The organism is Pseudolactococcus yaeyamensis, from assembly GCF_054658615.1.
The window spans coordinates 37,419-55,167 of record NZ_BAAGGP010000002.1 but is presented as its reverse complement, the minus strand read 5'-3'; the positions used below and the strand labels follow the sequence as shown (position 1 = coordinate 55,167).

The following is a 17,749-nucleotide window of genomic DNA, read 5'->3' as shown; positions in this document are numbered from 1 at the left end:
AGCGTGATAAAATAGTAACAATATCTAAACACAAAGCAAGTATTGCTTACTTATAAATAAGAAAGAAGGAACTATTTCAATGTCAAATTGGGACACTAAATTTCTGAAAAAAGGCTACACATTCGATGACGTATTGCTCATTCCTGCTGAAAGTCATGTATTGCCAAATGAGGTCAACATGAGGACACAGCTTGCCCCCAACTTGATTTTGAATATTCCTGTTATTTCGGCGGCCATGGATACAGTCACCGATAGTGCGATGGCCATCTCGATGGCACGTCAAGGTGGCATGGGTGTGATTCACAAAAATATGAGCGTTTCTGAGCAAGCTGATGAAGTGCGTAAAGTGAAACGATCGGAGTCTGGTGTCATCACAGATCCATTTTTCCTGACGCCGACACACACGATTCAAGAAGCGGAAGACTTGATGTCCATGTACCGTATCTCTGGTGTACCAATCGTTGAAACGCTAGAAAACCGCAAATTAGTCGGTATTTTGACTAACCGTGATTTACGTTTTGTCGAAAATTACAACCAAGAAATCAAAAATGTCATGACATCCGAAGATTTAGTGACAGCGCAAGTCGGTACAACTTTGAAAGAGGCTGAGTCTCTTCTTCAAAAGCATAAAATTGAAAAATTACCACTTGTCGATGGTAAAGGTCGTTTGTCAGGCTTGATTACGATTAAAGACATCGAGCGTGTGATTGAGTTTCCAAATGCGGCGAAAGATGCCCACGGTCGCTTGATTGTAGCGGGTGCTGTTGGTGTCAGTTCTGATACTTTTGAACGTGCTGAAGCCTTGTTTGAAGCGGGTGCTGATGCGATTGTCATCGATACAGCGCATGGTCATTCGGCGGGCGTTTTACGTAAAATCGCTGAAATCCGTGCTCACTTCCCAGACCGTACCTTGATTGCGGGCAACATTGCGACTTCGGAAGGCGCACGTGCCCTTTATGAAGCAGGTGTTGATGTGGTTAAGGTTGGGATTGGTCCGGGTTCAATCTGTACGACGCGTGTCGTGGCAGGTGTTGGTGTGCCACAGATTACAGCCATCTATGATGCGGCGGCTGTTGCGCGTGAGTATGGCAAAACAATCATCGCTGATGGTGGGATTAAATATTCAGGCGACATCGTCAAAGCCCTTGCAGCTGGTGGCGATGCCGTGATGTTAGGGTCAATGTTGGCCGGAACAGACGAATCACCGGGCGAATTTGAAATCTACCAAGGCCGTAAATATAAAACTTACCGTGGTATGGGGAGCTTGTCAGCCATGAAAAAAGGCTCATCAGACCGTTACTTCCAAGGTGGTGTTAATGAGGCCAACAAACTGGTACCAGAAGGTATTGAAGGGCGTGTGGCTTATAAAGGCTCTGCCACAGATATCGTTTTCCAAATGATTGGCGGCTTGAAAGCAGGTATGGGCTATACTGGGGCAGCAGATATCGAATCCTTGCATGAAAATGCACAGTTTATCGAAATGTCAGGCGCTGGTTTGAAAGAAAGCCATCCACATGATGTCCAAATTACCAAAGAAGCGCCTAACTATTCGGTGCATTAAAATAGCTAGAAAAGTTTCTCAACATTGAATGTTGGGGACTTTTTTTCTGACTGTCTAAGGCTTACAGCTGACAGTGATAAAAGGAATAAATTTTTTTTTAGATAGCTATTGACACCGCTTACATGATGTGGTAGGATAGAACTTAGTAGAGAGCGGATAGTTATTATTAAGTTAAGCTAGACCAAAAATTGATAGGTAGTGCTATCGTTTTTGGTCTATTTTTTATCTGTTTGAAAAGATGGAGTTGAGATATGCAAATCAGTAAAATTCTTAATAACAATGTTGTCATCACGGAAAAAGATCATGCAGAAGTTGTTGTCATGGGACGTGGATTGGCATTTGGGAAGAAGATTGGCGAGCAGATCGCAGTAGATAAGATTGAAAAATTTTATACGCTGAAAGGCGATGGCAGTAGTCGAGTTGATGAGTTGCTTGCCGGAATTCCAGATGAAATTTTCGAGATTACAGATAAGGTCATCACGCTTGCTAAGGATAGAATTCCTGGCAAAATTAATGATTCGCTTTTCTTATCGCTTGCTGACCACATCAATGCAACGCAGTTGCGTGCTAAAGATGGGATTGCAGTTAAAAACTTCTTGCTTTGGGATATTAAACGTTTCTTTCCAACAGAATATAGTATTGGGAAAACGGCTGTTTCAGATATCTCTGAAAGATTTGCCTTACCTCATCTTCTGGAAACAGACGACGAGGCTGGTTTCATTGCCATGCACATCGTCAATAGTGAACTTGGACGGGGCAACTCAAGTGCATCAGAATTGACCAAATTAATGGAAGAAATGTTGACAATCGTCAAATATAGCTTACAAGTTGCGATTAATGAAGATGACATTTTCTTCCAGCGTTTTGTAACACATCTCAAGTTTTTTAGTGAGCGTGTGTTACTCGGTGATTCTAAAGGGATGCCAAGTCCTGATGATAGTCTCTTTGAGATGATTATCGAAAAATTTTCGGAGAGTTATGAAACGACGAGCAAAATTGTTAGTTTTCTGGAAAAAACACGTGGGTATCATGTCTCAAAAGATGAGCAGACCTACATCACGATTCATCTGGCGCGTATTGTGCAGAAGAATTAGCATCGCTTGTTTAAATGGCTAGCAAACATAGTTTAAACAGCTTAACAGTGGTAACACGGATGGTTACATTAAGTTGGCCAAACCTAAAATATACAGGTGACAATCTAGTCACCTGACATAAATTTTAGGAGGACCCTACAATGGGCAAATATGAAGAACTGGCGAAAAAAATCGTCAAAGAAGTTGGTGGCGAAGGCAATATTAACAGCCTAACGCATTGTATCACGCGCTTGCGCTTTAAACTCAAAGATGAGTCTAAAGCAAATGATGCCGTGCTCAAAAACATGGATGGTGTTGTCACAGTTATGAAGGCTGGTGGTCAATATCAAGTCGTTATCGGGAACCATGTCCCAAATGTTTATGAAGAAGTTCTGACAGTGGCGGGTATTTCAGGTGCTAAATCATCTGAGGAATCAAATGAGAAGCAGAAACCATTCGACGCACTGATTGATATTATTTCAGGTTGTTTCCAACCTTTCCTTGGACCTCTCTGTGCGGCTGGTATGGTTAAGGGGATTAATGCCCTTTTGATTTTCTTTAAATTGATTAATGAAACATCAGGAACTTATATCACGCTTAATGCGATTGGTGATGCGGTCTTTTATTTCTTGCCAATGTTTATCGCAGTTGCGGCAGCACGTAAGTTCAAATTGCCCGAATTTACAGCATTGGCACTCGCAGCGGCATTGCTTTATCCTGCTATTCAAAAATCAGCAATTATTGTTGAAGGCGCTAAACCACTAGGTAAATTCCTAGGTGTTGAGTATTTCACAACATTTGCAGGTATTCCACTTATTGCTAATGATTATGCATCATCAGCGGTTCCGATTATCTTTGTAATTTGGTTGGCCTCAAAAATAAACAGGTGGGCTAAAAAAGTTATCCCAGAATTGATTGCAACTTTCTTTGTGCCAATGGTAACGTTATTAATTACAATGCCAATTGCCTTTCTTGTCGTTGGACCAATCATTAGTGTCTTGACAGAGTTACTGAACAAAGGCTTTACTTCAGTTTATGACTTCTCAGGTATTCTATTTGGTTTGTTACTTGGTGCGCTTTGGCAACTTCTGGTTATGTTTGGTCTTCACTGGGCACTCATTCCAATGGCGATTATCCAATTTGGAAAACAAGGTTATTCAAATATTCTTGCAGTAATCGGTTGTGTCAGTTTTGCTCAAACAGCGGCACTCATTGCTTTATATCCAAAAATTCATAAGAAAAAAGATCGTGGTTTGTTATTGCCAGCGGTTATCTCAGGCTTCTGTGGCGTAACTGAACCAGCAATTTATGGGATTACATTACCACGTGTTAAACCTTTCATTATGTCATGTATTGGTGGTGCTATCGGTGGTGCTTATGGTGGATTGACAAATATCACTTCTTATTCAATGGGTGGACTAGGCGTTTTCAGTTTCCCATCATTTATTTCTTCAGGTGCAGATGCAACTCCTAAGGGTAGCATGGGTTCTGTTATTAATCTTGCTATTTCTATCGTTATTGCAATGGTAGTGACAGCTATTCTGGTTACTCTCTTCTGTCCAAAAGAATATGATGCTGAAACAGTTGATGTTGACGTAACTGTTGATGCTAAATTTGTCACTAAAGAAACAATTGCTAGTCCTGTTGTAGGTCAAGTTTTACCACTTAGTGAAGCTGGAGATGCAGCATTTTCTGAGGGGTTATTAGGTAAAGGTGCAGTTATTGTACCAGAGATTGGCGAAGTTGTTGCACCATTTGATGGTAGCGTTATGACACTTTTTCCTACTAAACACGCCATTGGTCTGATTTCAGATAAGGGTGCAGAAGTTCTAATCCATGTCGGCATGGACACTGTTCAACTGGAAGGCAAATATTTTGAAAGTTTTGTCAAACAAGGTGATACAGTGAAAAAAGGTCAAAAATTGTTATCATTTGACATCAAAGCGATTGAAGAAGCTGGATTTAGCACACAAATACCAATTATTGTGACGAATACGCCAGATTATGAAGAAATTAAGGTAACTGATAAGCAAACAGTCACAAATAGCGATGCTTTATTGACAACTATTTAGAAAATAAAGGTATCTTATGCGAAAAAAGTATTTCTTAGGATTTGCAATTGCTATTTGCGCCATTTTAGGTTTTGTAGTAAATGAAGCAAAGGCAGAAACCATTAGTATTCTGCACGTTAATGATGTCCATGGTCATGTTACGGATTCTAAAGATGATATTGGTTATGCCAAACTAGAAACCTATTTCAAACAAGCGAAGGCTGAAAATCCTAATACATTGATATTGGATGCTGGAGATACATTTAATGGCGAGGTTTATGCGTCGTTTGATCAAGCTCAAAGTGTACTTGGTATTCTTCAAACGATGAGTTTTGATGCCATGACAATCGGGAATCATGATGTGAATTATGGCCTACCTCGCTTGAAAACATTGGCAAGCCAATTATCTTACCCGATTATTTGTGGTAATGCGACCTATACAGATACAGGTCAACCATTATTTGATGGCACGAAAATCATGACACTGCCAAATGGTATTAAAGTTGGTTTAGTAGGGATCACAACTTCTGTGGCGGGTGCTGATAATTTGACAGTTACTGATCAAATTGCAACAAGTAAAACGTTGGCTGCACAAATCAAACCACAAGTTGACATCGTGGTTGGCTTGATGCACGTCGGCGATGCTGGTAATATGACAACCTCTAAAATTGCGACTGAAGTTCCTGATTTTGATGTCATTGTAGATGGTCATAGTCATACGGCTTTGCCAAATGGGACAACTGTTGGTGAGACACTGATTGCTCAAGCTGGGTCTTTTAGTGATTACATCGGTCGGATTGATATTGAGCTTGATAGTCGCGAGATTGTATCCAAAAAAGCTAGTCTAAAAACCAAAACTGATTTAAGTCATTTTACGCCAGATGTAACGACACAAACAGCTGTGCAATCCTTGATTAATAATTATGGAGTGGATTTAGGACAAGTCATCGGAAGTACGAAACAGCATTTAACTGGCGAACGTGAATTTCTTAGGACGAAAGAAACGATTCTGGGTAATATGCTTTCTGATGCCGTGAAAAATGAAATGGTTGCAGATGTTGCTTTGATGCGTGGCAGTTCAATGGAAGGCTCAATCGCTGCGGGAGACATTACAGTCGGTGATGTTTTGACAGCGACTAGGTCGGATACGGCGCTTCAAATGTTTGAGGTGACAGGCGAGAGCTTGCTATCAATTTTGAAAGCCATGTATACGCTTGACGGCTATTTTCCAAATGCTAATTCAATGTTTCTTCAAGTGAGTGGGCTAACGCTGAAAATAGATTCAAAAGTTGAAGGTCTGGTTTATGATGTGACGGTCAACGGTGAAAGTTTAGATTTAGCGAAAACTTATCGTGTTGCGACTGATGTTGTCGTTGCCAATCAAGAAGTGCTTAAATCACTTACCTTGAAACCGATAAAAGAATTACCGTCATTTGCAGCAGTGGTCAGAGCTTATATCGAAAAACAAAGCCCTTTGAATTATCCCGTTCTTGAAGGCCGCATAACCTTTACAGAATTGGTCAATCCGACAAATCTTATCAATGTTTTAACACGCATTCAAAATGATCTTCCTTTAACGGTTGATACGCTTGAAAAGGCGGATAAAGTCGCTGAGATTTATCAGGCGTTTGCTAAGTTAGCAACAACTGAAAAAGATTTGATTTCTGCGCCAGTTCAGGCAAAACTTGAAAAAGCTACTGCTCAAGCAGGCGTAGTGAATCATGAAACAGCTCAGGCTATCCTTTCAGGTAATGTGCCTTGGTATGTTCGTTTGGTGTCAGCGTCTGTTTCAAAGACTGACGAGACTTATTTAGCATTTAAAAATAAATTGGCTAATACACAAGATATATTCGGTTTGTGGCAACTTTCAGTCTTAGATACGCTTAATGGTGAAGCAGTAGGATTTTCTGAACCTGTAACGATTACTTTGAAAAGTATTGATTTAGGGCAGAAAATGAATCCGAAAATTTACCATGAAAAATCTGATGGGACATTTGAAACATTAGAGGTGACTGTGGATAAAACTGACATTAGTTTTAAAACAAGTTCATTTTCACCTTTTGCTCTTGTAACTAATGTTGTTAAAAAGAATGAACTAACGGACAAGCCTGTACAAAATGGGACGGATAATGCGACAAAGCAAAATTTGCCGAAAACTGGCGAAAGTCGTCGGACTATTTTACTAATAACTGGCCTAGCTATTATCGGTCTAGTTATCCTGATGAAGCAATTAAAAATTGTCAAAACTTTGGAGAGATAGTAAATGAAAAATAAATTTTTGAAATCAGTTGTAGCGCTAGGTGCCTTGTTTACTTTTGCAGGTTGTGAGAAGTATGATAATAGTGCGCCTGAAATTGATAAAAATGCTGAGGTTACGATTTACTTGACGCGACACGGTAAGACGATGTTGAACACGACTGACCGCTCACAGGGTTGGATTGATGCACCGTTGACACCAGCTGGTGTTGAAATTGCAGAATCCCTCGGTAAAGGCCTGAAAGTCGAAAAAGTGACATTTGATGCCGTTTATTCGAGTGACAGTGGTCGTGCTGTTGAAACAGCCAATATTGCCCTTAAAAATAGCGGTCAAGAAGACTTGCTGAAAACTTTGAAAACGGATAAACGGTTGCGCGAGTTTAACTTTGGCACTTATGAAGGGATGCCAAATGAAGAAATGTGGACAGCAATTGCCGAAAAACAAGGCATGACACTTGAAGCTTTTCAAGCGGGGATGGCGGAAAATGGTTTTGTTAAAACGATTAAAGGATTCGCCGATACCTTGCATGAGCTAGACAAGGTTAAACTTGAGGAACTCGCTCAAAAAAATAAAGTCCCAGCAGCAGATGTCAGCTGGCAAGCAGAAGATTATCAAACAGTTATTGCGCGTTCAAAATCAGCGCTAGATGACATTGTCAAAGATGCGCAAAAAAATGGTCAGAAAAATATTCTTGTGACGTCACACGGTATGACCATTGCGGCACTGGTCTCATCACTTGATGAAAAAGCACCAGTTCCTGCTACGGGTCTCAAAAATGCGAGTGTTTCAAAAATCACGTATAAAAGTGGTCAATACAAAGTAGAAACGGTCAATGACTTAACCTATGTCGAAAAAGGCCAATAATATGACAAGTAGATAGTACGCTTAGGCGTACTATTTGCACAAGTAAGTGTAAATAATCTATTAAATTAAATGTAAGATAGGAGTAATATGACATTTCCAAAAGATTTTCTATGGGGCGGTGCTACGGCTGCCAATCAATTTGAAGGCGGCTATGACCAAGGTGGTAAAGGGCTTTCTGTTCCTGATTTAAAAACAGTCGGTGGGGTAAAACGTGAACGTCGTTTCACACCAACAGTTGAAGAGGGTGTCTACTATCCAAGCCACAAAGCGATTGATTTTTATCATCACTACAAAGAGGACATTAAACTCTTTGGTGAGATGAACTTCAATATCTTCCGCATGAGTATTTCATGGTCACGGATTTTTCCAATGGGCGATGAGTCAGAACCAAATGAAGCCGGTTTGGCATTTTACGATGATGTCATTGATGAACTCATCAAAAATGGCATGACACCACTCATTACCCTATCGCATTTTGAATTGCCAATGGGCATTGTGGAAAAATATAATGGCTTTTCAGACAGACGCGTGATTGATTTGTTTGTCCGCTATGCTGAAACCGTGATGATGCGCTACAAATCTAAAGTCAAATACTGGATTACCTTTAATGAAATGAACTTTGGTGCCATGGATCATGGCGAACTGACCGTTCTAGGTATGAATCCAAACGACGAAACAATCTATCCAAATGGTGCCAAAACCAATGAAAAAGTCCGTTTCCAAGCCCTACACAATGCTTTAGTTGCTAGTGCAAAAGTGGTAGAATTAGGCCATAACATTAATCCAGACTTCATGATTGGCTGTATGATTTGTCATATTACCAGCTATCCATTGACACCAAAACCAGAAGATGTCCTCAAGCGCAAAGAGTTTGACCTCTTATTTGCCAAGTTTGTCGGTGACGTGCAAACTCGTGGTGTTTATCCAGCTTACATGACAACTTACCTGAAAAATAAAGACATTTTCCCAGTTTTTGAGGCTGGCGACGCCGAAATTCTCAAAGCTGGCACAGTCGATATGTACACTTTTTCTTACTATATGACGATTTGTATCACGACAGATGAAAATGCCGATGAAACCGGCGGTAATCTCATGGGCGGCAAGGCCAATCCTTATCTCAAAGCCAGCGAGTGGGGCTGGCAGGTTGATCCGATTGGTCTGGAATACACCTTGATTGACCTGCAAGACCGTTATAATATGCCACTGATGGTTGTTGAAAATGGTCTAGGCTTTGCAGATGAGTTGCAAGCGGACGGAACGATAGTAGATGATTACCGAATTGATTATATGCGGGATCATATTAAAGCCATGGATTCAGCCATTGAAAAAGGGGCAAACCTGATTGGCTATACCATGTGGGGGCCGATTGACCTTGTATCAGCGGGCACAGGCGAAATGAAAAAACGTTACGGGTTCATCTATGTCGATATGAACAATGATGGTACAGGTAGCCTTAAACGCTATAAGAAAAAATCATTCGATTGGTATAAAGAAGTGATTACCAGTAATGGAGAAAAACTCTAGTAGCGTAAAAACTGAGCTTGATATTCAAATAAAGGAGCGTTAAAGATATGACATTTCCAAAAGGATTTTTATGGGGTGGTGCAACGGCTGCCAATCAATTAGAAGGGGCGTATAATGTAGACGGCAAAGGTTTGTCTGTTTCAGATGCCATGCCGGGCGGTAAAATACGCTGGGGCGTTTTAGGATCGAAAGATTTTGATTGGTCAATTGATGAATCAAAATATGTCTACCCCAATCACAAAGGCATTGACCACTATCATCGCTATAAAGAAGATATTGCCTTGTTTGCAGAAATGGGCTTCAAATGTTATCGTTTCTCAATTGCTTGGACTCGGATTTTTCCACAAGGAGATGAGCTAGAGCCGAATGAAGCAGGTTTGGCGTTTTATGACAAGTTGATTGATGAATGTCTGAAATATGACATTGAACCAGTGATTACGATTTCCCATTATGAGATGCCTTTACACCTTGCTAAAGTATATGGTGGATGGAAAAATCGCAAATTGGTCGAGTTTTATGAAAATTTTGCTAGAGTAGTCTTGACACGTTTTCATCAAAAAGTGACTTATTGGATGACTTTTAATGAAATCAATAGTGCCTTTGAAATTCCAGCCTTGTCACAAGGCATGGTAGGTGCAACGGGTGGTTCTGACAAGCAAAATGTTTTCCAAGCTTGGCATCATCAATTTGTTGCGAGTGCACTTGCCGTTAAGATTGGTCATGACTTAAATCCCAACTTGAAAATTGGTTGTATGATTATTTATGCAACAACGTATAGTTTTGATTCAAATCCGATTAACCAACTGGCAACGATGCAGTATAATCAAGCCTTTAATTATTTCTGTGCGGATGTGCAGGTTCGTGGTGAATACCCAGTCTATACAGCACGTTTGCTTAAGGAAAACGGTGTGCAGCCTCTTGATATGGCTGAGGGAGATTTGGCATTGCTTAAGGCTTATCCTGTGGACTATATCGGTTTTAGCTACTACATGTCGGGCGTGCAAAATATCACATCAGACGATAGCGAAACGGTTGAAGGTAATATTCTGGGAGGAGTCAAAAATCCATTTCTTGAGGCAAGTGACTGGGGGTGGCAAATTGATCCAACGGGCTTGCGCCTTGCCTTGAATGATCTTTATGGTCGTTATCAAGTGCCACTTTTTATTGTTGAAAATGGTTTAGGCGCCTATGATACGGTTGAATCAGACGGGTCAATTAATGATGATTACCGAATTGATTATTTGGGGAAACATATCACAGCAATGGGTGCAGCGATTGAAGATGGCATTGACCTCATGGGCTATACACCTTGGGGCTGTATTGACTTGGTGTCAGCTTCAACTGGCGAGATGAGCAAACGCTATGGCTTTATCCATGTTGACCTTGATGACAAGATTGAAGGCACTGGCGAACGTCGGCCGAAAAAATCGTTTAGCTGGTATCAAAAAGTTATCGCAAGCAATGGCGAGGACTTAACCAATGACTAAAATTGCCTTTTTTGATGTAGATGGTACACTGGTTGGTGATTCGAGTATACCGACACAGGCGACGATTGATGCGATTTATCGTTTTCAAGCAGATGGCAACCTAGCCTTTATCTGCACAGGGCGTTCCAAGCCTGAGATTTTGCCAGAGATTATGGCGATTGGTTTTGATGGGATTATCGGTGCAGGTGGTGGCTATATTTCCTATGGCGATGACATCCTTCGTCATCATACCATGCCAGAAAAAGCTGTTCGAGAAATCATTGCTTTTTTCGATGCGCATGACATCGGCTATTATCTGGAGTCAAATAGTGGCTTGTTTGGCAGTAAGCACTATAAAGCCAACATCCAGAAAACGATTCAAGATTATTGTCAGGGCGATGAAACGAAAATTGAGCAGATCGTCACGGCTAGTCAATGGTTTTATGACTTGATTGATAGTTTTGCTAGGCGTGAAATTAACTATTCTGATGTTAATAAAATTTCCTTTATAAATCAGGAAGTGGCCTATCAAACGATTGTCGAAAAATTTGGTCAGCAGTTTGAAATGTTTCAGATGACAGTGCCATTTTTCGGCAAGGAAAGTGGTGAAATTGCAGTCAAAGGCAACGATAAACAAACAGCAATCGAAATTGTGCTTAAAAAACTAGGCTTGACAAAAGCAGATGCCATTTCATTTGGTGATGCCAATAACGACCTTGCTATGTTTCGCGCCTGTGGCTACAATATTGCCATGGGCAATGGTACAGCCGAACTAAAAGCAGCAGCCGATGAAGTGACGCTAGACGTTGCACACGACGGTATTGCTGAAAGTTTCAAGAAAAATAATTATTTTAAATAAAAAGGTGTTAGCGAGCGCTCAGCGTCGTATGAAAATAGGCATGCCTATGATAAACAATTAAAATAAATAATATAAGGAGAAATAAAAAATGGGTTTTCCAAAAGGATTTTTATGGGGTGGCGCAACTGCCGCCAATCAATGTGAAGGTGGCTACGATGCAGATGGCCGTGGGCTGGCGAATGTAGATGTCGTACCACTCGGCAAGGATCGTTTTCCAATCATCACAGGAGAAATGAAACATCTGGCATTTGATGATGAGCATTTCTACCCAGCAAAAGAAGCGATTGATATGTATCATCACTTCAAAGAGGACATCAAATTGTTCGGCGAAATGGGCTTTAAAACCTATCGCCTGTCAATCGCTTGGTCACGCATTTTCCCTAAAGGAGATGAAAAAGAGCCAAATGAAGCAGGTCTGAAATTCTATGAAGATTTATTCAAAGCATGTCATAAATATGGGATTGAACCATTAGTAACCATCACGCATTTTGACTGTCCGATTCATTTGATTACAGAATATGGTGGTTGGAAAAATCGCAAGCTCGTTGGTTTCTATGAAAATCTCGTTCGTGTTTTATTCACACGTTATAAAGGTCTAGTCAAATATTGGTTGACATTCAACGAAATCAATATGATTCTTCATGCACCATTTATGGGTGCTGGTCTGACTTTCGAGGACGGCGAGGACAAAGACCTTGCCAAATATACAGCGGCGCACCATGAATTATTAGCCAGTGCCAGCGCGACTAAAATCGCCCACGAGATTGACCCTGAAAATCAAGTCGGTTGTATGATGGCGGGAGCGGTTTACTATCCATACTCATGCCGTCCGGGAGATGTTTGGGCAGCCTATGAAGATGCGCGTGATGAGTATTATTTGATTGACGTGCAATCGCGCGGTGAATATCCACGTTATTTCTTGAAGCGTTTGGAACGTAAAGGGATTACCTTGCCGATTGAGGATGGAGATCTTGAATTCCTTAAAGAAAATACAGTTGATTTCATTTCCTTTAGTTACTACGCAACGCGCGTGTCTATCGGCCCTGATAATGATGAGGTCGAATTCACAGCATCCAACATTTTCGACTCTGTCAAAAATCCTTACCTCGAATCAAGCGAGTGGGGCTGGCAGATTGACCCGCTTGGCTTCCGAACAACCTTGAATAGTCTCTATGACCGTTACCAAAAACCGCTTTTCGTGGTTGAAAATGGTCTAGGCGCTGTTGACACACCTGATGAAACTGGCTATGTTGCAGATGATTACCGCATTGACTATATGGCGCAGCACATAGATGCCATGCGTGATGCTGTTGAGCTTGATGGTGTTGAGATGCTTGGCTACACCTCTTGGGGCTGTATTGACCTTGTGTCTGCGGGGACGGGCGAAATGAAAAAACGCTACGGTTTCATCTACGTTGACCGTGATAATGAAGGCAATGGCACACTCAAACGCACACCTAAGAAATCATTTAACTGGTACAAGCAAGTCATTGCAAGTAATGGTGATGATACGAGTTGGGAAAAAGAATAAATCATGATAATAGAAAAGTCGACCTCGGTTGGCTTTTTTGATGCAGTCAAAAGAGTTTTCTTGTATCATTTTTCGATAAATCGTAAAGTAGCATGAACATGTTGCAAGAAAAAATACCAAATTGGTATTGTTTTGCCAAAACAATACGAAATTGGTAAAAATACGTTGATTTTGTGGCAGACTCGTATTATTTCTAAGAAACAATATGAAAAAGAGAAAAGCAAACTGGCAGATTTTAATTGATTGCCTAGTTGCTTTTCTCTTTTGGTGACTGAGGACTGTTGTCCCAACCTCTAATTGAGTCGTTATCTTAAACCATTCAAAAAAATCGCAGTTAAATCATCGGTCATGGCAAAGAGTTTGTCTGGGGTATCGCTAAAGATTTTCATGCCTTCGTTGTAGATGTGGCAGATACTTAGGATTGTTTCGTCATCATAGCGTGGATTGATAAAGTTATCCTCACGTCCTTTTTTGATTAAGGCTAGCATGAGTTTGTCTGATTGTTCTTGGGCGGGTTGGTCATAAAAACTAGCATCAGACGCATAGAGGGTCATGATATTTTGATTGAGCATCCCTGAATTTTTTTGCATCTCAGCTAACTCAAACCGGGTCAAGCGACGATAGGCAGCCTCGAAAGATAAATCTGACTGGATAATCGCCTCATACTGGTCATAAATCGTTTGAAAATGATCAAAAATGACTTTTTTAATCAAGGCTTGCTTAGTCTCATAATAATTAAAAATCGTGACTTTGGAAACGCCAGCAGTTTTTGAAATATCAGTCACAGCAATCTTTTTAATCGGCAAAGTACTGAGCAGGTCAAAAGTCACCTGCTCGATTTTCGCCATTTTATCTAATTTGTTTTTGGTATAGCCATTCATAGTTTTATCATAGAAGTTTTGAACTCATTTGTCAATGAGAGTACAAAATCAGTTGACAATTAACAGTAAAAGCGTAAAATATGAACTATGGAGCATAGGAGAGTTCAAAATGTCAGAAATTATTAAAATTGAAAATCTAAAGAAATCTTTTGGCAAGTTTCAGGCTTTGAAAGATGTTACCTTTACTGTCAATGCTGGGGAAGTCGTTGGTTTTTTGGGGCCAAATGGTGCAGGTAAGTCTACGACCATCCGAACGCTACTCGGTTTATTAAAAAGAGATAGTGGCACTGTCACGATTTTTGGTCAGGATGTCTTCACTGCAGCGGATGCCATCCATGAAAAAATCGCCTATGTCCCGAGTGAAACTAATGTCTGGGATAACATGCGAGGCGGTGATATTTTAGCACTTTTTGCCAAACTTCGCAAAAATGTCAACCTTGACAAACAGGATGAGCTGATCAAAGCCTTTAATTTCGATGTCAACAAAAAAGCCAAGGCTTATTCTAAAGGGAACAAACAGAAAATCGCCTTGATTTCGGCCCTTGCGACCGAGGCTGATCTCTATATCTTTGATGAACCCACGAGTGGGCTTGATCCGCTTATGGAAAATGTTTTCCAGAATGAAGTCAAACGTTTGAAACAAGCCGGTAAGGCGATTTTACTCTCCTCTCACATCTTGTCAGAAGTTGAAAAACTAGCTGATACCATTGTCATCATTAAAGAAGGTGAAATTATCGAGCGGGGCAGTTTGCAAGAGTTGAAGTCAATCACCCAGTCTAAGATGTCGGTGACAACAAAGTCTGACTTATCAGGCTTAGGTGATTTTTCGAGCGTGAGTCAACTTCAGATCTCAGGCAAGACAGCGACGTTTTTACTAGATGATGCAGGAGTTGCGGCGGTCATGAGCTATCTAGCTGCGCAAGAAATCCTCAAAATCGCCACGCAAAAACCGACGCTTGATGAATTGTTCATGGATAAGTATGAAGGCGGTGAGCAGGCATGACAAATTTTGCGCTCATTTTCAGAAATTTAATCAAAAAAGACTGGAAAAAACTGAGTGTTACCCTGCTTGGTCTAGTCTATTTTGCCATTTTTTATGCACCGATGATGCAGGATATTTATAGCACCAAGTCTGAACTGTTAGCCATGTTTGAAACGTTGAAAAATCCGGCCATGATTGCTTTAGTTGGCCCGACTGAGGCGACAGCGCAAACCGTGACCATGGCTAGTTTCTATTTTCAAGAGATGACCTTATTTACAGCCCTGATTTTCATTATTGTAGGCATCCTGCACATCCTCTCTCGGACACGGGCGGAAGAAGAAGAGGGCTTGAGCGAGCTTATCCTCAGCTTTCCCGTCGGCAAATTAACCCAGCCAGTCGCCGTCTTATTAGAAATGACTGGCTTTTACCTGACCAGCGGTATCTTGATTACAGCAGGCTTGACCTTTGTGACTAAAACCTCAGATGGTTTTAACCTGACTGCTAATGCCCTCTATGGCTTTTCCCTAGCCTTGAGTGGCCTACTTTTTTCAGTCCTAGCCTTGCTCATTGCGCAACTATTTGCCACAGCTAGCGCGGCAAGAAACGTGACCTTTAGCCTCCTTGGCGCCCTCTACATCGCCCGCGCCTTCACCGATTTATCCAGTTCCACACTCTCACGGCTCAACCCCCTCGCTTGGGTCTATCTCACCAGCCCTTCCGTTGGGAACCATGGTTTTTATCTTCTAGCACTGCTGCTTTTGGTAGGGTGCCTAAGTCTCGTCACTCTGAATTTACAGAAACGTCGTGACCTATCAGGTAGTATTTTCAGCGAGAAAGAAAAACGATACCGCGCCAGTCGATTTTACAGCAGCATACTAGGATTCGTTGCCAAAAATGCGCAAGGGCAGCTGATGATTTGGGGGAGCGGCCTACTGATTATGGGCGCAACCTACGGCTCGATTTTTGGTGATATTGATAAGTTCGTCAAGACCAATGCGACGTTCAAAGCCATGTTTGTCGAAAATCCAAAATTTAATCTAGCAGAGCAATTCATGGGCACGATTTTGATGGTGCTAATCGTCTTAGCCACCGTTCCAGTCATTAGTTTGACTGGTCGCTTGGCAAAAGATGAACGTCTGGGGCGGTTGGACTTGCTCTTGCTGAAAACATCACGTATTAAATTACTTTGGAGCACTTGGGGCATCGCTGTTCTAGTCGGCATTATCGTTGCAGAACTCGGTGGCTTAGGCCTTTATCTGGCATCCGCCGTCGTTATGGCCCACCCGATATCGCTAGTCACTGTTCTAACTGCCACCACAGCCTACCTGCCCACTCTTTTCATCTTTGCCAGTCTTGCCATATTTCTGATTGCCATTCACCGCAAACTCCTTGACCTCGCTTGGCTCTATCTCATCGCAAGTTTCATCATCGACTACCTCGGCAGCCTTATGAAACTTGGCAAGATTTTTCACCAACTCACCCCCTTTTACTGGGTGCCAAGGTTGCCAGTCGACCAGATGGACTGGCGATACGTGGGTGCCATGGGGATGCTAACTCTGGCTTTACTGGGGATGAGCAGCTTGATATATCAAAAACGAGATATCTAAAGTCTGAGCGTTCCGAAAATGATTAGGCCATTACCTTAAATTTTTGAAGTCATTATTTCACGATATGTTACAATAGAAACATGATACAAGCCTATTTCAATATATTCGCGATATTCGCCATGATGTTTGTGGGATACTTCCTATCCTACAAAAAATGGTTTGACCGCCACACAGCTGACACTTTCTCGAAAATGGTACTCGGACTCGCCCTGCCGTTCGAGATGTTCATCACGATTACGCAAAAATTCTCCCGCACCGAATTCCTCCAACTCATCGGCGGCATCATCGTGCCGATTTTGTCCATGGGACTCGCCTATTTGGCATCGAAAGTGCTAGCGCAACTTTTAAACGTTGGCACACATCGCCGAGGGACTTTTTCGACCATGTTTACCTGTAGTAATACCATATTTATCGGGTTGCCGATAAACATGGCTATTTTTGGTAGTCGTGCCGTGCCTTATGTCCTTATCTATTATATCGCCAACACAACCTTTTTCTGGACTTGGGGTGTCTATCAGATTTCCCAAGATTCCCAAACTTTTGCAGGGCTCGATGATATCCCCAAAAAATTTGGTGCCATGGACGGTCTTAAAAAAGTACTCAACCCAGCCATGCTAGGTTTTATCGTAGGGATTTGCTGGCTATTGACAGGGGTGAAAGTACCGCTCGCCCTCGTCAATTTCTCAACTTACATCGGTAGTCTAACCACCCCTCTATCCATGTTTATCATCGGCATTACCGTCTATTTCCTTGGGCTACGGACGCTCAAGTTAAACAAGACCATTGTTGGTGTGCTGATGGGGCGTTTTATCATCTCGCCATTAATCATTGTGTTGTTGACGCGCGTGATTCAGTTGCCAGATATCATGGTCAAGGTCTTTTTCATTCAGTCGTCGATGCCGATTCAAAACTCCGTGCCGATTTTGGCTCGGATGTACCATGCGGATGTGGAGTTTGCGACGGCGACGCTAGGCTATACTGTGCTATCCTATCTGGCAGTTGTGCCGATTTTACTGGCTGTTATGCAGTTGATTTAAGCGCTAACTAATTCTCAAAAAACGCCCTAGATGTCAGCACGACACTCAGGGCGTTT

General features: G+C 41.6%; 13 protein-coding genes. 12 read left to right on the top strand and 1 reads right to left on the bottom strand.

Annotation, left to right across the window (positions count from 1 at the left end; translation table 11 throughout):
- The first annotated feature begins 79 nt into the window (after window positions 1-79).
- From guaB to ACYQ21_RS00745, 9 genes are all read left to right on the top strand, one after another.
- Entirely contained in the window at window positions 80-1,561 is a 1,482-nt protein-coding gene (gene guaB, locus ACYQ21_RS00785) for an IMP dehydrogenase (RefSeq protein WP_460054163.1), read from the top strand.
- Window positions 1,562-1,812: 251 nt separating this feature from the next.
- The gene (locus tag ACYQ21_RS00780) at window positions 1,813-2,655 is read left to right on the top strand and encodes a PRD domain-containing protein (protein ID WP_460054160.1); all 843 of its coding nucleotides are present in this window, start codon (window positions 1,813-1,815) and stop codon (window positions 2,653-2,655) included.
- A gap of 140 nt (window positions 2,656-2,795) precedes the next feature.
- Entirely contained in the window at window positions 2,796-4,706 is a 1,911-nt protein-coding gene (locus ACYQ21_RS00775; RefSeq protein WP_460054157.1) for a beta-glucoside-specific PTS transporter subunit IIABC, read from the top strand.
- Between the two features lie 16 nt (window positions 4,707-4,722).
- Window positions 4,723-6,945, top strand: coding sequence for a bifunctional metallophosphatase/5'-nucleotidase (locus ACYQ21_RS00770; RefSeq protein ID WP_460054156.1), 2,223 nt, complete (start codon window positions 4,723-4,725; stop codon window positions 6,943-6,945).
- 3 nt (window positions 6,946-6,948) lie between these two features.
- Window positions 6,949-7,806 carry a histidine phosphatase family protein gene (locus ACYQ21_RS00765; protein WP_460054153.1) on the top strand — a complete coding sequence of 286 codons (858 nt, stop codon included), beginning with the start codon at window positions 6,949-6,951 and terminating at the stop codon, window positions 7,804-7,806.
- 87 nt (window positions 7,807-7,893) lie between these two features.
- Window positions 7,894-9,330: a glycoside hydrolase family 1 protein gene (locus tag ACYQ21_RS00760; RefSeq protein WP_460054151.1), complete on the top strand. Its 1,437-nt coding sequence runs from the start codon at window positions 7,894-7,896 to the stop codon at window positions 9,328-9,330.
- A 47-nt stretch (window positions 9,331-9,377) separates the two neighbouring features.
- The gene (locus ACYQ21_RS00755) at window positions 9,378-10,817 is read left to right on the top strand and encodes a glycoside hydrolase family 1 protein (RefSeq protein WP_460054150.1); all 1,440 of its coding nucleotides are present in this window, start codon (window positions 9,378-9,380) and stop codon (window positions 10,815-10,817) included.
- On the top strand, window positions 10,810-11,655 hold the full coding sequence (locus ACYQ21_RS00750; protein ID WP_460054148.1) for a Cof-type HAD-IIB family hydrolase: 846 nt from the start codon (window positions 10,810-10,812) through the stop codon (window positions 11,653-11,655). Before ACYQ21_RS00755 ends, ACYQ21_RS00750 begins: the two co-directional genes overlap by 8 nt.
- A gap of 88 nt (window positions 11,656-11,743) precedes the next feature.
- Window positions 11,744-13,186 carry a 6-phospho-beta-glucosidase gene (locus ACYQ21_RS00745; protein ID WP_460054147.1) on the top strand — a complete coding sequence of 481 codons (1,443 nt, stop codon included), beginning with the start codon at window positions 11,744-11,746 and terminating at the stop codon, window positions 13,184-13,186.
- Window positions 13,187-13,491: 305 nt separating this feature from the next.
- Here ACYQ21_RS00745 and ACYQ21_RS00740 read toward each other — a convergent pair whose 3' ends face one another.
- Window positions 13,492-14,067, bottom strand: coding sequence for a TetR/AcrR family transcriptional regulator (locus ACYQ21_RS00740; protein ID WP_460054145.1), 576 nt, complete (start codon window positions 14,065-14,067; stop codon window positions 13,492-13,494).
- Window positions 14,068-14,176: 109 nt separating this feature from the next.
- On the opposite strand from ACYQ21_RS00740, the gene ACYQ21_RS00735 reads away from it, so the two are divergent.
- From ACYQ21_RS00735 to ACYQ21_RS00725, 3 genes are all read left to right on the top strand, one after another.
- Window positions 14,177-15,070 carry an ABC transporter ATP-binding protein gene (locus ACYQ21_RS00735; RefSeq protein ID WP_460054143.1) on the top strand — a complete coding sequence of 298 codons (894 nt, stop codon included), beginning with the start codon at window positions 14,177-14,179 and terminating at the stop codon, window positions 15,068-15,070.
- The gene (locus ACYQ21_RS00730) at window positions 15,067-16,656 is read left to right on the top strand and encodes an ABC transporter permease (protein WP_460054141.1); all 1,590 of its coding nucleotides are present in this window, start codon (window positions 15,067-15,069) and stop codon (window positions 16,654-16,656) included. The genes ACYQ21_RS00735 and ACYQ21_RS00730 overlap by 4 nt, the downstream gene beginning before the upstream one ends.
- Window positions 16,657-16,736: 80 nt before the next feature.
- Window positions 16,737-17,693 (top strand): AEC family transporter, encoded by a 957-nt coding sequence (locus ACYQ21_RS00725; RefSeq protein WP_460054139.1) that lies wholly within the window; start codon window positions 16,737-16,739, stop codon window positions 17,691-17,693.
- Window positions 17,694-17,749: the final 56 nt, after the last annotated feature.